Annotated in this window: 11 protein-coding genes; 7 read left to right on the top strand and 4 right to left on the bottom strand. The window is 71.8% G+C overall.

Going from position 1 to position 15,685, the window contains the following annotated elements; translation table 11 throughout:
* From AB0K21_RS31415 to AB0K21_RS31390, 6 genes are all read left to right on the top strand, one after another.
* A complete protein-coding gene (locus AB0K21_RS31415) occupies positions 1-1,014 on the top strand; it encodes a terpene synthase family protein (RefSeq protein ID WP_343963930.1) in 1,014 nt (337 codons plus the stop codon).
* A 175-nt stretch (positions 1,015-1,189) separates the two neighbouring features.
* On the top strand, positions 1,190-3,142 hold the full coding sequence (locus tag AB0K21_RS31410; RefSeq protein ID WP_364155315.1) for a histidine kinase: 1,953 nt from the start codon (positions 1,190-1,192) through the stop codon (positions 3,140-3,142).
* A gap of 85 nt (positions 3,143-3,227) precedes the next feature.
* On the top strand, positions 3,228-4,721 hold the full coding sequence (locus AB0K21_RS31405; RefSeq protein ID WP_364155313.1) for a BTAD domain-containing putative transcriptional regulator: 1,494 nt from the start codon (positions 3,228-3,230) through the stop codon (positions 4,719-4,721).
* Positions 4,722-4,723: 2 nt separating this feature from the next.
* Positions 4,724-6,820, top strand: coding sequence for a sensor histidine kinase (locus AB0K21_RS31400; RefSeq protein ID WP_364155311.1), 2,097 nt, complete (start codon positions 4,724-4,726; stop codon positions 6,818-6,820).
* A gap of 58 nt (positions 6,821-6,878) precedes the next feature.
* A complete protein-coding gene (locus tag AB0K21_RS31395) occupies positions 6,879-7,769 on the top strand; it encodes a hypothetical protein (protein ID WP_343963938.1) in 891 nt (296 codons plus the stop codon).
* A gap of 236 nt (positions 7,770-8,005) precedes the next feature.
* Positions 8,006-9,790: an NAD+ synthase gene (locus AB0K21_RS31390; RefSeq protein WP_343963940.1), complete on the top strand. Its 1,785-nt coding sequence runs from the start codon at positions 8,006-8,008 to the stop codon at positions 9,788-9,790.
* Between the two features lie 172 nt (positions 9,791-9,962).
* Here AB0K21_RS31390 and AB0K21_RS31385 read toward each other — a convergent pair whose 3' ends face one another.
* The 3 genes from AB0K21_RS31385 to AB0K21_RS31375 all read right to left on the bottom strand — a co-directional run bounded on the left by AB0K21_RS31385 (position 9,963) and on the right by AB0K21_RS31375 (position 13,616).
* Entirely contained in the window at positions 9,963-10,610 is a 648-nt protein-coding gene (locus tag AB0K21_RS31385; protein ID WP_364155308.1) for a TetR/AcrR family transcriptional regulator, read from the bottom strand.
* A 7-nt stretch (positions 10,611-10,617) separates the two neighbouring features.
* On the bottom strand, positions 10,618-12,180 hold the full coding sequence (locus AB0K21_RS31380) for an MFS transporter (protein ID WP_343963943.1): 1,563 nt from the start codon (positions 12,178-12,180) through the stop codon (positions 10,618-10,620).
* Between the two features lie 233 nt (positions 12,181-12,413).
* Complete coding sequence (locus AB0K21_RS31375) at positions 12,414-13,616, bottom strand: MFS transporter (protein ID WP_343963944.1); 1,203 nt, start codon at positions 13,614-13,616, stop codon at positions 12,414-12,416.
* Between the two features lie 208 nt (positions 13,617-13,824).
* Here AB0K21_RS31375 and panB point away from each other — a divergent pair, with 208 nt between their 5' ends.
* Positions 13,825-14,673: a 3-methyl-2-oxobutanoate hydroxymethyltransferase gene (gene panB, locus AB0K21_RS31370; protein ID WP_343963946.1), complete on the top strand. Its 849-nt coding sequence runs from the start codon at positions 13,825-13,827 to the stop codon at positions 14,671-14,673.
* A 48-nt stretch (positions 14,674-14,721) separates the two neighbouring features.
* Here panB and AB0K21_RS31365 read toward each other — a convergent pair whose 3' ends face one another.
* The gene (locus AB0K21_RS31365) at positions 14,722-15,633 is read right to left on the bottom strand and encodes a threonine/serine dehydratase (RefSeq protein ID WP_364155305.1); all 912 of its coding nucleotides are present in this window, start codon (positions 15,631-15,633) and stop codon (positions 14,722-14,724) included.
* Positions 15,634-15,685 lie beyond the last annotated feature (52 nt).

Genomic DNA, 15,685 nt, shown 5'->3' with positions numbered 1-15,685 from the left:
ATGCGTCCCTTCGCCGCCCCGCCCCCCGGGACCGCGGGATGCCCGGAGCCGCCACCCCTCTCCGGGGTGGCCGCGGCTTCGCTGCTCCCCCTCGCCGAGCTCGTACCGGCGATGTCCGCACCGTGCCGGATGCATCCCTCGGTCGACCTGATCGGCGCCGGACTCGCCGGCTGGGCCCGCGAGACCGGGCTGGAGGCTCCCCCGCGCGCCGGGTTCGAGCGGATGGCGGGCCGGGCCTTCGCCGGGTTCGGCGTGGAGGCGGCGCTGCTGTTCGCCAAATGGCTGACCTGGCTGTTCCATTTCGACGACGAGTGGGACGAGAAGCCCGCCGGGCGCGCGGCCGAGATCGTGGAGACCGCCTTCGCCAGGCTCGACCTCGTCGCGCGCGCTCCCGGCCACGCCTCCTCGCCCGTCGAGGTCGCCTTCGCCGACCTCTGGAAGATCACCGCGGGGCGGATGAGCACCCGGTGGCGGCACCGGTTCCTGGCGGGGCTGGCGGCGCAGGGCGAGGCGTGCCGCACCGAGGCCGAGAACCGGTGCGCGGGCCGGGTGCCCTCCCCCGCGGAGTATCCGCGGCTGCGGCGGGGCACCGCGGGCCCCTACCTGTTCGACCTGGTGGAGCCGTGCCTGGGGGTGGAGGTACCCGCGGGGCTGCGCGAGAGCACGACGTGGCGGACGCTGGTGGACGCCTGTAACGACGTCACCGCGTGGTGCAACGACGTCGCCTCGCACCACAAGGAGCGGGCCAACGGCGACGTGCACAACTACGTGACGGTCGCCGCGACCGCGTTCGGGCTCTCCGACGGCGCCGCCGTCACCTGGGTGAACGACCGGATCGCCGTCCGCGCCGAGGATCTGCGGATCTCCGCGCGCCGGCTGCCGGCGCTGTTCGACCGGTTCGAGCTGTCGACCGGCCAGGCCAGGGAGGTCAGCAAGGTCGCGTGCGCGTTCCTCGCGGCGCCGAGAGCGCAGCTGGAATGGCTCCTGGAGTCCAGCCGGTACGACGTGCCGTGACCGGCACCCGCTCCCACCCGGGCGAGTCCGCCCGGGTGGGAGCGGGCCGGGTGAAAGCGCCCGCCGGCTCCGGGGCTTCGTACGAGATACGCCCTGCTTTGATCTCTTATTGATTGGTTTGCGTTTCAAGCCGGTTAAGGTCCTTCCAAGTACCAGATGAAGGGCCTGAACCACCATGCGCGGGCTGAACCTGTCGATCCCAAGGGTGACGCCCGTCCAGGGGCGGGTAGCGGCGGTGCTGATCACCAGCGCGTCCGTCGCGATGGTGTGCGTCAACGTCTGGGTCACGGCGCAGCTCCCGCCACCCTCCTACACGCCGCTGCCGTTCGCGCCGGAGGACGTGGCCGGCACCGCGTTCCCCATCCTTGGGGCGCTGCTGGCGTTCCAGCGGCCCCGGCTGGTCATCGGCTGGCTGCTCTGCCTGGGCGGACTGTTCTCCGCGCTGAACAGCCTCACGGTGAACCTCGCCCTGCTGGGGGTGATACGGGACTGGACGACCGCACCCAAGGTGCTCTGGACGGTCGCCGGGGTGAGCTGGAGTCTGACCATCCTGCTTCTGGTCGTGCTGCTGCCGCTGCTCTACCCGGACGGGAGACTGCCCTCCCCGCGCTGGCGACCGCTGGTCTGGGGCTCGGTCGCCGTCCTGGCGGTCGAGGCGTTCGCGATGGAATTCATATCCTCGCCCGAGCGGTCGGAGCCGCACCCCTTCACGTTGTTCCTGTACATGATCACCAACGCGGTGATACTCCTGGCCTTCGTCTCGCTGGCCGCCCGGTTCCGGAGATCGGGCCCGGAGGGGCGCAGGCAGATCCTGTGGCCGCTGGTCGCGATCGCCATGGTCATCGTCCCCTGGGTGCTCGGCAACCCGGTGTGGTGGCTGGCGTCGTTCACGATTCCGCTGGTCCCGCTCGCGATCATCTTCTCGGTGCTGCGGTACCGCCTCTACGGGATCGACACGCTCGTCACCAGGGCCCTGGTCGGCGCGGGCCTGGTCGGCGTGATCGGCGGGGTGTACGTGGCGGTGGGCACCGCCTCCAGCCTGTTCCTGTCCGACGTGGACCGGATCGGCGGCCTGGTCGCCGCGCTCTGCGCGGGGGCGTTCTTCCAGCCGATACGGCGGGTGCTCCAGCGCGGCGCCGACCGCCTGCTCTACGGCAGCAAGGGCGACCCGGTGGCGCTGGCCGCCGAACTCGGGCGCAGGCTGCAGCACACCGATCCGGCGGGCGGGCTGGCCGCCGCCCTGGAGGTGCTGCGCGACGGTCTGGCCGTCACCGGTACGGGCGTGCGCTTTTCCGGCGGCTGGCCCGAGGAGGCGACGGCGGGGACGCTGGAGGAGGTGGCGCGCGACATCCGGCTCGTGTGGCACGGCGAGCCCGTCGGCCGCCTGCTCATCGGCCCCCCGGGTGCCAGGCGCCTGCCGGCCGCGCACAACGAGCGGGTCATCGCCGCGCTCACGCCGTACGTGGCGGACGCGGCCCACGCGGTCCGGCTGGTCGGCGCGCTGCGGCGTTCCCGGGAGCGGATCGTCACCACCCGCGAGGAGGAACGCCGCCGCCTCCGCCGCGACCTGCACGACGGCCTCGGCCAGTCGCTCAGCGGGATGGCGATGTCCATCAACGCGGCCAGGCACTCCCTGCGCGTCTCCCCCGAGACGGCCGAGCGCATGCTCAGCGAGCTGCGCTCCGGCATGGACAACGTCACCAGCGACATCAGGCACCTGGTGTACGGCCTGCGACCGCCCACCCTCGACGAGCTGGGCCTGGCCGGCGCGGTGGCGGAGATGGCGGGCTCCGGCGCCACCGTGGAGGTCAGGGGCGAGCTGTCGGGGCTGCCCGCCGCCACCGAGGTGGCCGCCTACCGGATCGCGCAGGAGGCGCTGACCAACGCCCGCAAGCACGCCGGCGCCACGACGGTGCGGCTGTCGCTGGAACGCGGCGAGGACTTCTTGAGCATCCGGGTGCACGACGACGGGGTCGGCATCCCCGCGGAGCGTCGCTTGGGGATCGGGCTGGCCTCGATGCGCGAGCGAGCCGCCGAACTCGGCGGGACATGCATGATCACGACACCTCCCGAAGGGGGCACCATGGTCGAAGCCGTTCTTCCGGTGAACTTGAATGTGGAGATATGACCACCGATGATTTCTTACAGCCTGCGAACGATGGTGAGTATTGCCCTATGACGTTGGCCCAGGTAGCTCTACCCTTACGCCTGCAATGCTGACATTTCGTGCTCTCGGACCGTTCCAGGCGCGCCACAACGGCGCACTGCTCGATCTCGGCGGCCAGCGCCAGATGGCGGTGCTGGCCCGGCTCCTCGTAGCCGGTGGCCGCGCCGTCCCGGTGACCATGCTGATCGACGAGCTGTGGCCGGGTGAACCTCCGACCCAGGCCCTGTCGACCATCCAGGGATACGTGTCGCGGCTGCGGCGTGCCCTGGAACCCGGCCGCGCGCCGCGGGAGGAGGCCGAGGTACTGGTCTCCGCCCCGCCGGGCTACGCGCTGCGCGCCTCAGCGGACCAGGTGGACTCCTGGATGTTCGAGAACGCGGTCAAGGCCGGTGGCGAGCCCGCCGAGGTGTGGAGTCGGCTGGAGACCGCCCTCGCACTCTGGCGTGGCCCGGCCCTGGCCGAGTTCTCCGACCTGCCGTGGGCGGTGACCGAGGCGGGCCGGCTGGAGGAGCTGCGGCTGATCGCGGTCGAACGCCGCGCCGACGCGGGACTCCTCCTCGGTCACTCCGGTGCCCTGGTCGCCGACCTGGAGGCGCACGCCTCGGCGCACCCGCTGCGAGAGGAGGCCTGGCGGCTGCTCGCGCTGGCCCTGTACCGCAACGGCAGGCAGGGGGACGCGCTGGGAGCGCTCCGACGGGCCAGGGGGATGCTCCGCGACGAGCTCGGCCTCGACCTCGGCGCCGCCCTGCAGCGCCTGGAGTCCGACATGCTGGCCCAGGCCGTTCACCTCGACCCGCCCGCGGAGCCGGTCGCCGCGCGCCCGGCGGAACCGGCGGCACCACGCCCGCCGGCCACCGATGAGCGGGCGCGGGCGCTGCCCGGGCTGCGAATCGTGGTGGTGGACGACCAGGCCCTGGTCCGCACCGGCCTGCGCGTGGTGCTGGACAGCGAGCCCGGCTTCGAGCTCGTCGGGGAGGCGGAGAACGGCGAGCAGGCGATCGCCGTGGTCCGGGAGACCGCTCCGGACCTGGTGCTGATGGACATCCAGATGCCCAGGCTGGACGGGCTGACCGCCGCGCGGCGGATACTGGCCGACGAGGCACCGCCGAAGGTCGTCATGATGACCACCTTCGGCACGGACGACAACCTCTACGCGGCGCTGCGCGCGGGGGTGAGCGGGTTCGTCCTCAAGACGTCGGCGCCCGAGCAGCTCATCACCGCGATACGAGCCGCGCAGGCCGGGGACGCGCTGATCGACCCCGCCGTCACCACCCGCCTGATCGCGGCCTTCGCCGGGCGCACCAACCCGTCCGCGCCGCCCGGCCTCGCCGGTCTCGGCGACGCGGACCTCGACCTGATGAAGCTGGTCGCCAGAGGGCTGACCAACCGGCAGATCGCGGCGACCCTCGCGGTCTCCGAGCGGTCGGTCTCACAGTCGGTGGTCAAGCTGCTGGACCACCTCGGGCTGTTCGACCGGGCCCAGCTCGTCGTCACCGCGTACGAGTCCGGGCTGGTCAACCCCGGAGACGTGGGCAGATAGCGATGCACCCGCGGGCACGGGAGCACGGCCGGGTGCTCGACGGTGTCGGCGACGTGCCCAGACGGGCCGTCGACGCGCTCACGGTACCCGCCGGGCCCGCCGTGCCGCTCGCGGGCACTCTGCTGCGCTCGCCACGGCGGCTCGCCGCCGTGGCGATGGCCGCCCTCTCCGTGGGACTCATCGTCGGCGGGGTCGTGCTCCGCCTCGACGTGCCGCCCGAGTGGCACCCGGAGGCGAACGGCACGCCCCAGCTGATGGCGGGGCTGATGTTCCCCGTGGTGGGCGCCTTCCTGCTGGTCCACCGCGCGCGTCCGGCCACGGCATGGCTGATGTGCGTGGGCGGCCTGCTGTGCGCGATCGACATCTTCTCCGAGTCGGTGATGTTCGCCTTCGCCGCGGCGGGAGACATGGACATGGCCGGCTACCTCCGCTGGCCCATGGTCATCGGCCACCAGGTCGGCGGGATCCTGCTGGCGGTCACACTCCCGCTCTACTCCCCCGACGGCAGGCTGCCCTCCCGGCGCTGGCGGCCGATGGTGGCGATCAGCGCGGTCGTGGCGGTGATCGCCACGCTGCTCGACCTCACCCGCCCGAAACCCGATCAGGCGAGCTACCCCTGGCCGCGGATCATTCCCAACCCGCTCGCGCTGGAGGCCACGGCCCCCTACAGCATGGCCCTGCGCCAGGCGTTCGCCCTCCTGATATCGGTTCTCGCGTTACTGGCGCTGGTCTCCCTGGTGTTGCGCTTCCGGCGGGCCGGCTCCGTACTGCGCCGGCAGATCGCCTGGCCGCTCTTCGCGTTCGCCTTCTACGTCGCCTGCCTGCTCGCCGGATCCGACTGGTGGCCGGCCGCCACATTCTGGACCGGGCTGATCCCGGTGGCCATCACCTTCTCGGTGCTGCGCTACCGGCTCTACGGCATCGACACCGTGGTCAGCCGCGCCTTCGTCGCCGCCGGGTTGATCGCCGCGGTCAGCGTCATCTACGCGGTCGGCGCGGTCGCCGGGCTGGCCCTGTGGGGATACGACCGGATCGGCGGCCTGATCGCGGCCCTGCTCGCCGGAATGATCTTCCATCCGCTCCGGCGCAGGCTCAGAGGCCTGGTGGACCGGCTCATGTACGGCACGCACGGCGATCCGCGGGCGTTCGCCGCGCGCCTGGCCAGGGAGGTCCGCGAGACCGAACCGACCAACGCGCTCGCCGCCGTCGCCGCGGCGGTCAAGGACGGGCTGAGCGTCACCGGGGTCGCGGTCGAGGTGTACGGGCCCGGCGCCAGGCAGATACAGGTCGGTCTGCTGGGCCCGGCGCCACGCGGTGTACCACTGGTCTGGCACGGCGAGCCGGTCGGGCTGCTGCTGCTGGGCTCCCCCGGCCCCCGCAGGTTCGCCGCCGCGCACAACGACCGCCTGATCGCGGTGGCCACGCCGTACGTCGCCGACGTGGTGCACGCGGCGCGAATGACCGCCGACCTGCAGCACTCCCGGGAGCGTATCCTCACCGCCCGCGAGGAGGAGCGCCGCCGTCTGCGCAGGGACCTGCACGACGGGCTCGGCCACGCGCTGACCGACATGGCGATGGTCATCAACATGGCCAGGATCAGCCTGCGCACCGCCCCCGACTCCGCCGACCGGCTCCTGGCGGAGCTGCGCGCCGGCATGGACGCGGTCAGCGAGGAGATCAGGGAACTGGTGTACGGCCTGCGGCCGCCCACCCTCGACGATCTGGGCCTGGCGGGGGCCGTGCGGGCCCTCGCCCAGGAGGGCACACCGAGGGTCGCCGTGGAGACCGAGGGCAACCTGTCGGACCTGCCCGCGGCGGCCGAGGTGGCCGCCTACCGCATCGCGCAGGAGGGGCTCACCAACGTCCGCAAGCACGCGAGGGCCAGCTCCGCGACCATCTCGCTGCGGCGCGGGGAGTCACTGGTGGTGCGTGTCCAGGACGACGGGCACGGGCTGCCCGCCGGCCCCCGCTCGGGAGTCGGACTGCTCTCCATGCGCGAGCGCGCCGCCGAGCTGGGCGGGACCTGCGTGATCGAGGCGGCACCCGGCGGCGGCACGGTCGTGGAGGCCGTGCTGCCGATCACGGCCGACCGCCGGTAAACCTTCTGTCACTCTCGGGACTCTAACTCCGTTAAGGAATCGACCCGAGGAGATCTCCTTGAAGTACTGGGCACTGGCCGCCGGCGCCGCACTCGCCGTGTCTGCCACCGCCACCCCCGCGGTGGCCTCACCCCGGACGGCCCCCGTGGCGGGCGCCGTCTACTTCCGCCACACCGGCAACGGGGTCGAGGCGCTGACCCACCGGGGAGGCTGGAGCCGCCTGACCGCCGGAGGCGGGGCCTTCGCCGGCCAGTTCGCGGTCGCGCCCGGCGGCGGCAAAGTCGCCTGGATCGACGACAAGAGCAGGCTGCACGTCAAGTCGGCCACCGGGGACAAGGTGATCGCCAAGAACGCCGCCTACGGCGGTCCCTGCCTGACCCCCGCCTGGACCGCCGACGGCAAGCGGCTCGCCTACCCGGTGCGGGGCACGGCCGAGGCCACCACCGTGGCCGTGGTCGGCGCCGACGGCAAGGGCTCGGTCAACGCCGGCAAGACCCTCGGTCCCTGCCACCTGACCTGGTCGGCCGACGGCAGGACTCTCGCCGGGTACGCGGGCGACGTCAACGGCGTCTACCTCCTGGACACCGGAAGGCGTGTCTCCAGCCGCAGCCCCGGCATCAAGCTCGCCAACCACGTGGAGAGCCTGTCACCCGACGGCCGCAGGGTGGTGGTCAACGCCATCGGCGCGAACGCCCCGGGCGGTGACGGTTCCTGGCCGCTGTCGTTCTCCCCGTCGATCTACGACACCAGGACCGGGGCGAAGGTCGCCATCCCGGTCAAGGGGCGGCTGCTCGGCGCGCGTTACCTGCGCGACGGCCGCCTGGCGGTCCGTGTCAGGGGCACGACCGCCAACACGATCGTGATCCTCTCCCGCGCGGGCAAGGAGCTGCAGCGGGTGACCGAGCCGGCGGGGGCGAGGAACCTCGGGCTGGTCGGGGTTCTCGACTGACGCCTCTTGACGGCCCACGTGCTGCCCGCCGGACGGCGACATCGGACGCCGGCCGACGGGCAACCGGCCGGCGGAACCCGGAACGTGCCGTTCTCGCCGCACCTCACCGGCTTCCCGGACGGTCCCCGGATCTGGACCGCACCTTTCATCCCGATATAGCAGGAGATATGGGCAAAGCGCGCCCGGAGAGATCACCTGAACGGTGATCCCGTGGTACGTCCCAATAGGATGGGCGTGTGGCTCAACTCCGTATCGCCCTGGCCCAGAGCAATCCCGCCGTCGGTGACCTGGCCGCCAACACCGACAGGCTCGTCGAGTGGACCCGGCGCGCCGCGGACCGCGGCGCGCACCTGGTCGTCTTCACCGAGATGTTCCTGACCGGCTATCCCGCCGAGGACCTGGTGTTGCGCACCTCGTTCGTGGAGGCGTCGATCTCCGCGATCGAGGAGGCCGCGCGACGGCTGGACGAGGCGGGACTCGGCGAGATCCCGGTCGTCGCCGGCTACGTGGACCGCGCGAATCTCGCCCCGCGGGTCGGCCAGCCCAAGGGCGCCCCGCTCGACGCGGCGGCACTGCTCCACCGGGGCCGGGTGGTCGTCAAGACCGCCAAGCACCACCTGCCCAACTACGGCGTCTTCGACGAGTACCGCTACTTCGTCCGCGGCGACCGGCTGCCGATCTTCCGGCTGCACGGCGTCGACGTGGCGATCGCGGTCTGCGAGGACCTCTGGCAGGAGGGCGGCCCCGTCGCCGTGGCGGCCGAGGCCGGAGCCGGGCTGCTGGTGGTGCCGAACGCCTCGCCGTACGAGAAGGAGAAGGACGACGTACGGCTGGCGCTGGTGGCCAGGCGTGCCCGCGAGGCCGGTTGCGCCCTCGCCTACGTCAACCAGGTCGGCGGCCAGGACGAGCTGGTCTTCGACGGCGACTCGCTCGTCGTCTCCGCCTCCGGCGAGCTCATCGCGCGCGCGGCGCGCTTCTCCGAGGAACTGCTGGTCACGGACCTGGAGCTGCCCGAGGCCAGGTACGGGGGGCTCGGGGAGTTCCAGGTGGACGCCGGGGACAACAGCGTGATCACGGTGGAGCGGCTGGAGGTGTCGCCCCGCCCCCTGGAGCCGTACGAGCCGGAGCCCCCCACGCTCGCCGAGCAGCTCGACGACACCGCCGAGATCTACTCGGCGCTGGTCCTCGCGGTCCGCGACTACGTCGCCAAGAACGGCTTCGAGTCGGTCATCCTGGGCCTGTCCGGCGGCATCGACTCGGCGCTGACCGCCACGATCGCCTCCGACGCCCTCGGCCCCGACCGGGTGCACGCGGTGCTGATGCCCTCCCGCTACTCCTCCGACCACTCGCTGAGCGACGCCCAGGAACTGGTCGACCGGCAGGGGATCAACGCTCACACCGTGCCGATCGCCGACATCGTCAGCGGCTTCGAGAAGGAGATCGAGCTCTCCGGCCTGGCCGCGGAGAACCTCCAGGCCCGGGTGCGCGGCATGCTCCTGATGAGCCTGTCCAACCAGCACGGCCACCTCGTCCTCACCACCGGCAACAAGAGCGAACTGGCCACCGGCTACTCCACCCTCTACGGCGACTCCGCGGGTGGCTTCGCGCCCATCAAGGACGTGCTCAAGACCCTGGTCTGGGAGCTGTCGCGCTGGCGCAACGCCCAGGCGGGCCGCTCGGGCGAGTTCCTGCACCCCTTCGCGGTGCCGCCGATCCCGGAGAACTCGATCGAGAAGGAGCCCAGCGCGGAACTCCGCCCCGACCAGCGCGACACCGACTCCCTTCCCGAGTACGGGGTCCTGGACCGGCTGCTGGGCGACTACGTCGAGAGGGACATGGGCTCGGCCGAGCTGATCGCCGCCGGACATGATCCCGCGCTGGTCGCCCGGGTGATCCGCCTGGTCGACCTGGCCGAGTACAAGCGCCGCCAGTATCCTCCGGGCCCCAAGATCACTCCCAAGAACTTCGGCCGCGACCGCCGCCTCCCCATCACCAACCGCTGGCGCGAGACCGCCGGCTGACCGGGACCTCCCGCGGTCCCGGCCCGCGGCCGTGTCCCCTTCGCGACCGGCCGGACGCCGGCGCGGCGGGACTGGAGAACGCGTGCGGGAGGGCGGAGGTCCGGCCCGGCACCGTGTGTCTCTCTGCGTGCCTCACCGTGTCTCACCGGGCGAGGCGGGGCCGCGGTGAGTCTCAGCCGGGGCCGAGGCCGGCCAGGAGTTGGTCGGCGATCCGTTCGGCCAGGTCGGCGGGGAGTTCGCCGTTCTCTTCCGGGCCCTCGGTGCGGATATACCACATGACGGCGCCGACCACTGTCGCCATCGCGATGCGAACGTCGAGGTCGGCCCGGAGCTCGCCGGTGGCGATGCCGCGCCGCAGCAGGGCGGCGATCGCCGCCCTGCGCGGCTCGATGGTCGCCTGACGGATGCGTTCCACCAGGCGCGGGTGCCGCTCGGCCTCGTTCATCGCGATGTTCATCACGCAGCGGTTGCGCGTGTCGCACGCGTCCTGCTGGAAGACCCGCATGTAGGTGATCAGATCCTCACGGACCGAGACGCCCCCCGGCGCGGGAAACGGCCTCTTGAGGGTCGCCAGCGCGTCAACGAGCAGGTCCTCCTTGCTGGACCAGCGCCGGTAGATGGTGGTCTTGCCGACCCCCGCGCGAGCGGCGATGCCCTCGATCGACAGTTCGGAGAGGCCGCTGCTCTCCCCGACCAGGTCCAGGGTCGCCTCGATGATGGCCCTCTCCGCCCTGGCGCTGCGGGGACGGCCCGCGGGACGGGTCGTCTGAGCCTGGGCTGTCCGGGTATCGGCCATCTGGGTCTCGTCGGTGGTCGTCATCGCACCCCTACACTACTGCCGGTTCCTTCTCGCGATCGATACCCCGCGGGACGGGCGCCTCGGAAGGAGTGCCGGGCAGCCACCTGAGCACCACCAGGGCTCCCACCAGCGCGATGGCCGCGGAGACGAGGGCGGTGATGTGCATGCCCTCGACGAAGGCCAGCTTCGCCGGTTCGATCAGCGCCGCACCCCGCCCGCCGAGCCCCTGGGCCACGCCGAGCGTTCCGGTCAGCGACTCCCCGGCGACGTGCCTGAGCTGATCGGGCAGACCGGTCAGCGCGGGGGCGATCTGGTCTCGGTAGGTGGCCGAGAGCAGCGAGCCGAGCAGCGCGACCCCGAGCGCGCCGGCCACCTGGCGGACGGTGTTGCTCATGGCCGAACCGACGCCCGCCTTCTCCCTGGGGAGCGCCTCCATGATCGCGGTCGTCGCCGGAGGCATGATGTTGGCCATCGCCGCGCCCTGGACGAAGAACACGACCTCCAGCAGGAGGATCGGGGTGTGCTGGTCCATCAGTGAGTAGGAGGCCAGCGCGCCGGCCACGATGACCATGCTGACGGTGGCGGTCAGCCTGCCGCCGAAGCGCGTGGCCATCTGCTGGCTGAGCGGGGCGAAGATCAGCTGAGCGGCGGCGAAGGGGATCATCAGGGCGCCCGCCTGCAGCGGGCTGAAGCCCAGCACGATCTGCAGGTAGAAGACCAGGAAGAACATCGCGCCCATCATCGCGAAGAACACGATGCCGACCATGCCGACCGCGGTGGCGAAGCGCGGGTCGCGGAAGTAGCGGACGTCGAAGGCCGGGTGGTCGATGCGGCGCTCGTACCAGACGAAGGCGCCGAGCACGGCGATGCCGAGGATCGTCGGGATGAGCACCTCCGCGCTGGCGACCGTGGCCAGCTCGCCTCCCCGGATGATGCCGTAGGTGAGGGCGACCAGACCGACGACGGAGAGGATCACGCCGACCGGGTCGAGCCTGGACGGGCGCGGGTCACGCGACTCGGGTACGACCAGGCCGATCAGCACCATGCTGACCAGCACGATCGGCAGGTTGATCAGGAAGACCGACCCCCACCAGAAGTGCTCGATGAGCAGGCCGCCGGTGATCGGCCCGACCGCCACGGCCAGCCCCACGCCGCCGGCCCAGACGCCGATCGCCTTGCCGCGCTCCTGCGGGGGGAAGACGTTGGAGATGATGGCCAGCGTGGCCGGCATGATCGCGGCACCGCCGATGCCCATGAACGCCCGGGCGACGATCAGCTGCATGGGGTCCTGGGCGTAGGCGCTGGCCAGCGAGGCCAGACCGAACAGGACCATGCCCACCATGAGCATGCGCCTGCGGCCGGTACGGTCGCCGATCACCCCGAAGGTGAACAGCAGGCCCGCGAAGACGAGCGTGTACGAGTTGATCGCCCATTCCAGCTGGCTCTGGCTGGCTCCCAGACCCACCTTCGGATCGGCGATCGTCTTCAGCGCGACGTTGAGGATGGTGTTGTCGAGCACGACCGCCAGGAGGCTGAAGACCAGCACTCCCAGGATCTGCCACCGTCTCGGGTGACCAAGCTGTTGTTCCACGAAGGCCCCGTTTTTCGATACGTATGAGTTTCGAAACACCACCGTAGCGCCGTCTTTTTCGATACGCAACCGTGTCGTTTCGTATTTATCAGGACATGTGCTGACATTTGGCGACGAACCGGCAAGGCAGACTGCCGTGGCCAAACAGGCAACGCCCCCTGGCCAGGCCGGGCGGGAGCCGGACCTGGCCAGGGGGCGGCCCCGGCAAGGGCGACGCCGGCCGGGGCAGGGGTTCAGGCCGCGACCGGGAGCGGCTCCTTCACCGAGCTCTCGGTGTGCCGCCAGAACGGCAGGGCGACTCCGACCATCAGCACGCAGCCCAGCCCCGCGGCGGCGAAGGCCCAGCCCGGACCGGGGCCGTCGATGATCACGCCCGCGATGGGCGCCGCGGAGGCGCTGCCGATCAGTAGCGCCGTGCCGTGCAGCCCCATCGCCTCACCGCGGGCCTTCGCGGGAACCCGGCGGCTCACGGTGTCGATCGAGGAGGACAGCGCGGGAGCGCACAGCACGCCCGCCGGCAGCAGGGCCAGGACCAGCCAGTACCAGTCGCCGCCGACCAGCCCGACGGGAATGGTGAGCACCCCCATGGCTCCGATCAGGACCAGCGGCGAGCGCCCACGGGGCAGCATGCCGTACACGAAGCCGCCGGTCAGCGAGTAGGCGCACCACAGGGCGATCGCCAGCCCGATCCACGCGGTGTCGCCGTCCTGTTTCATGGTCGCCACCAGGGACAGCTCGGTGGCGGCCAGCACGAAGGCCGCCGCGACGACGGTGCCGAGCAGTCCGAGCATGCCCGGGGTGAGCCACTGGCGGCGCGCGACCTTCGTCGCCGGCTCACGGAGTTCCTCGGCCGAGCGGATGGGCGGGTTCAGCACGATCAGCGCCGTCCCCGAGCCGACCAGACCGGCCGCGACGAGGACCATGGTGGGGACGCTGCCGAGGGAGGTCACCCCCGCGATCGCCAGGGCGGGGCCGGCCATGTAGGAGAGCTCCACGATTATGGAGTCGAGGGAGAAACCCATCCTGCGCTGGTCGACCGGGACCAGCGCCGTGAGGCACTGCCTGATCACGCTGAACACCGGGAGGGCGAGAAGCCCCGCGGGCACCGCGGCGACGAGCAGCACCGGGAACGGCATCGCCCACGCGGTGGACCAGAAGACGAGCTGGGCGAGCGTGGTCACCGCCAGCACCGGGCGCAGGCCGTGCCTGTCGACGAACCTGCCCGCCAGAGGTGAGCCGACGGCCATGCCCACGGTGCTCGCCATGGTCACCAGACCGGCCGCGCCGAAGCCGAGGCCGAGACCGCCGGGGTCGACGACATGCATCGTCAGCGTGATGGCGACCGCGGTCGAGGGAATGCGGGCGAGCAGCCCCACCAGCAACAACGACCGCACGCCCGGCAGTGCCAGCAGGCGGCGGTAAGGTTCTACAGCCATTGTGATTACTTACCTCCGTCAGCATTGTGCCGTATGCCCCCGACATGTCCGCCACCGGATTTACCGCGCGGGTGTGTGGTAGGCCACCCGGACCCCCACCGTCGGATTACCGAACCGACCGGGTCTGTTGAACCTGCCGAACGCGTGCAATCATCGGAACCGTCCGGGGACGCCATCAGGGGCGCCTCGAGACTTCACTGGAGGTCCCATGTCCTCTTCCTCTCTCCCCAGCCGGCCGACCCCTCTGTACGGCGGCAAGGCCGGGCGAAGGATCACCGTGCGCGACATCGCCGGCGCCAAGGAGCGCGGCGAGCGGTGGCCGATGGTCACCGCCTACGACGCGATGACCGCCAGGGTCTTCGACGAGGCCGGCATTCCCGTGCTGCTCGTCGGCGACTCGGCCGCCATGGTCGTGTACGGCTACGACTCGACGCTGCCGGTGTCGGTGGACGATCTCATGCCGCTGACCGCGGCCGTGGTACGCGGCTCCTCCCGCGCGATGGTCGTGGCCGACCTGCCGTTCGGCTCCTACCAGTCCTCTCCCCAGCAGGCCCTGGAGACGGCCGCCCGGTTCATGAAGGAGGCCGGCGCCCACGCGATCAAGCTTGAGGGCGGGCGGCGGGTGCTCCCCCAGGTCGAGGCGCTGGTCTCGGCGGGCATCCCGGTGATGGCCCATCTGGGCCTGACCCCCCAGTCGGTCAACGCGCTCGGCGGCTACCGGGTGCAGGGCCGCGGCCAGTCGGGTGACGAGCTGATGGCCGACGCCAAGGACCTGGAGTACGCCGGAGCGTTCGCCGTGGTCCTGGAGTGTGTTCCCGCCGAGCTGGCCGAGCGGGTCACCTCGTCCCTGTCGATCCCGACGATCGGCATCGGTGCCGGGCCCGGCACCGACGCGCAGGTCCTCGTCTGGCAGGACCTGATGGGCCTGACCGCGAGCCCGGCCAAGTTCGTCAAGAAGTACTTCGACCTGGCCCACGAGATGGACCGGGCGGTGCGCAGCTTCGCCGACGAGGTGTCGACCGGCGCCTTCCCCGCTCCCGAGCACAGCTACAGCTGACGATTCCGAGCCCCGGCGTCCCAGGAAACCCTGGCGGCGCCGGGGCGTTCAGACGAGCGTGGCGGGGTCGGTGTTGGCACCGCACACGACCACGGCCACCCGCTCCCCTTCGGCCGGGGTGTAGGCACCGGACAGCAGGGCCGCGTACGCGGTGGCGCCGGCGTGCTCGGCGGCGATCCGGTGCTCCCGCCACATCTCGCGCCGCGCCTCGACGATGGCCTCCTCGGAGACCAGCAGGCTCCGTATCCCCGCCGTGCCCGTGATCTCACAGGCGATCTCGCCCGCCCGGCTCGCGCCCAGGGCGTCGGCCCCCACCCCCGCGACCTCGACCCCGACCGGCCGGCCGGCCTCCAGCGCCCGGTGCAGGGTCGGGATGAGCTCGGGCTCGACGGCGACCACCCGGGCCTGGCCGTCGAGCGCGACGGTGATCCCGGCGACGAGCCCGCCGCCGCCGACCGCGACGAGGACCGTGTCGACTCCCCCGGTCTGCTCAAGGATCTCCAGGCCGACCGTGCCCTGCCCCGCGACCACCTCCGCCTGGTCGTAGGCGTGCACGTCCAGGGCACCGGTCTCGGCCGCGCGCTTCACGGACGCCTCGTAGGCGTCGGCGTAGACGGCACCGACCTGGGTCACCCGCGCGCCCAGCGCGCGCAACCCGGCCACCTTCACCGGGCTGGACACCGTGGGCACGAAGATCTCCGCCTGGACGCCGAGACTCCGCGCCACGTACGCCACCGCCAGGCCGTGGTTGCCCCCGCTCGCCGCGATCAGCCCGGCCTCGGGGATCTTCCCGCCGGACAGGGCGCGGTTGAAACCTCCTCGCGCCTTGAACGACCCAGAGTGCTGCAATCCCTCCAGCTTGAAGAACAGCCCCGGCGACACCTCGACCACCGGTGTACGCCGGACGTACCCCGCGATGCGCTCGGCGGCCCGCCGCACGTCCCCGATCGACACGCTCACGCGCGCCCCCTTTCCGCGAAGCGGCTCGGAAAGCGGCCGCCCCGTCCTTCCG

Source organism: Streptosporangium sp. NPDC049248 (assembly GCF_040678965.1).
Classification (GTDB): domain Bacteria; phylum Actinomycetota; class Actinomycetes; order Streptosporangiales; family Streptosporangiaceae; genus Streptosporangium; species Streptosporangium fukuiense.
The sequence above is the reverse complement of the archived record's forward strand: the minus strand, read 5'-3'. Positions and strand labels throughout refer to the sequence as shown.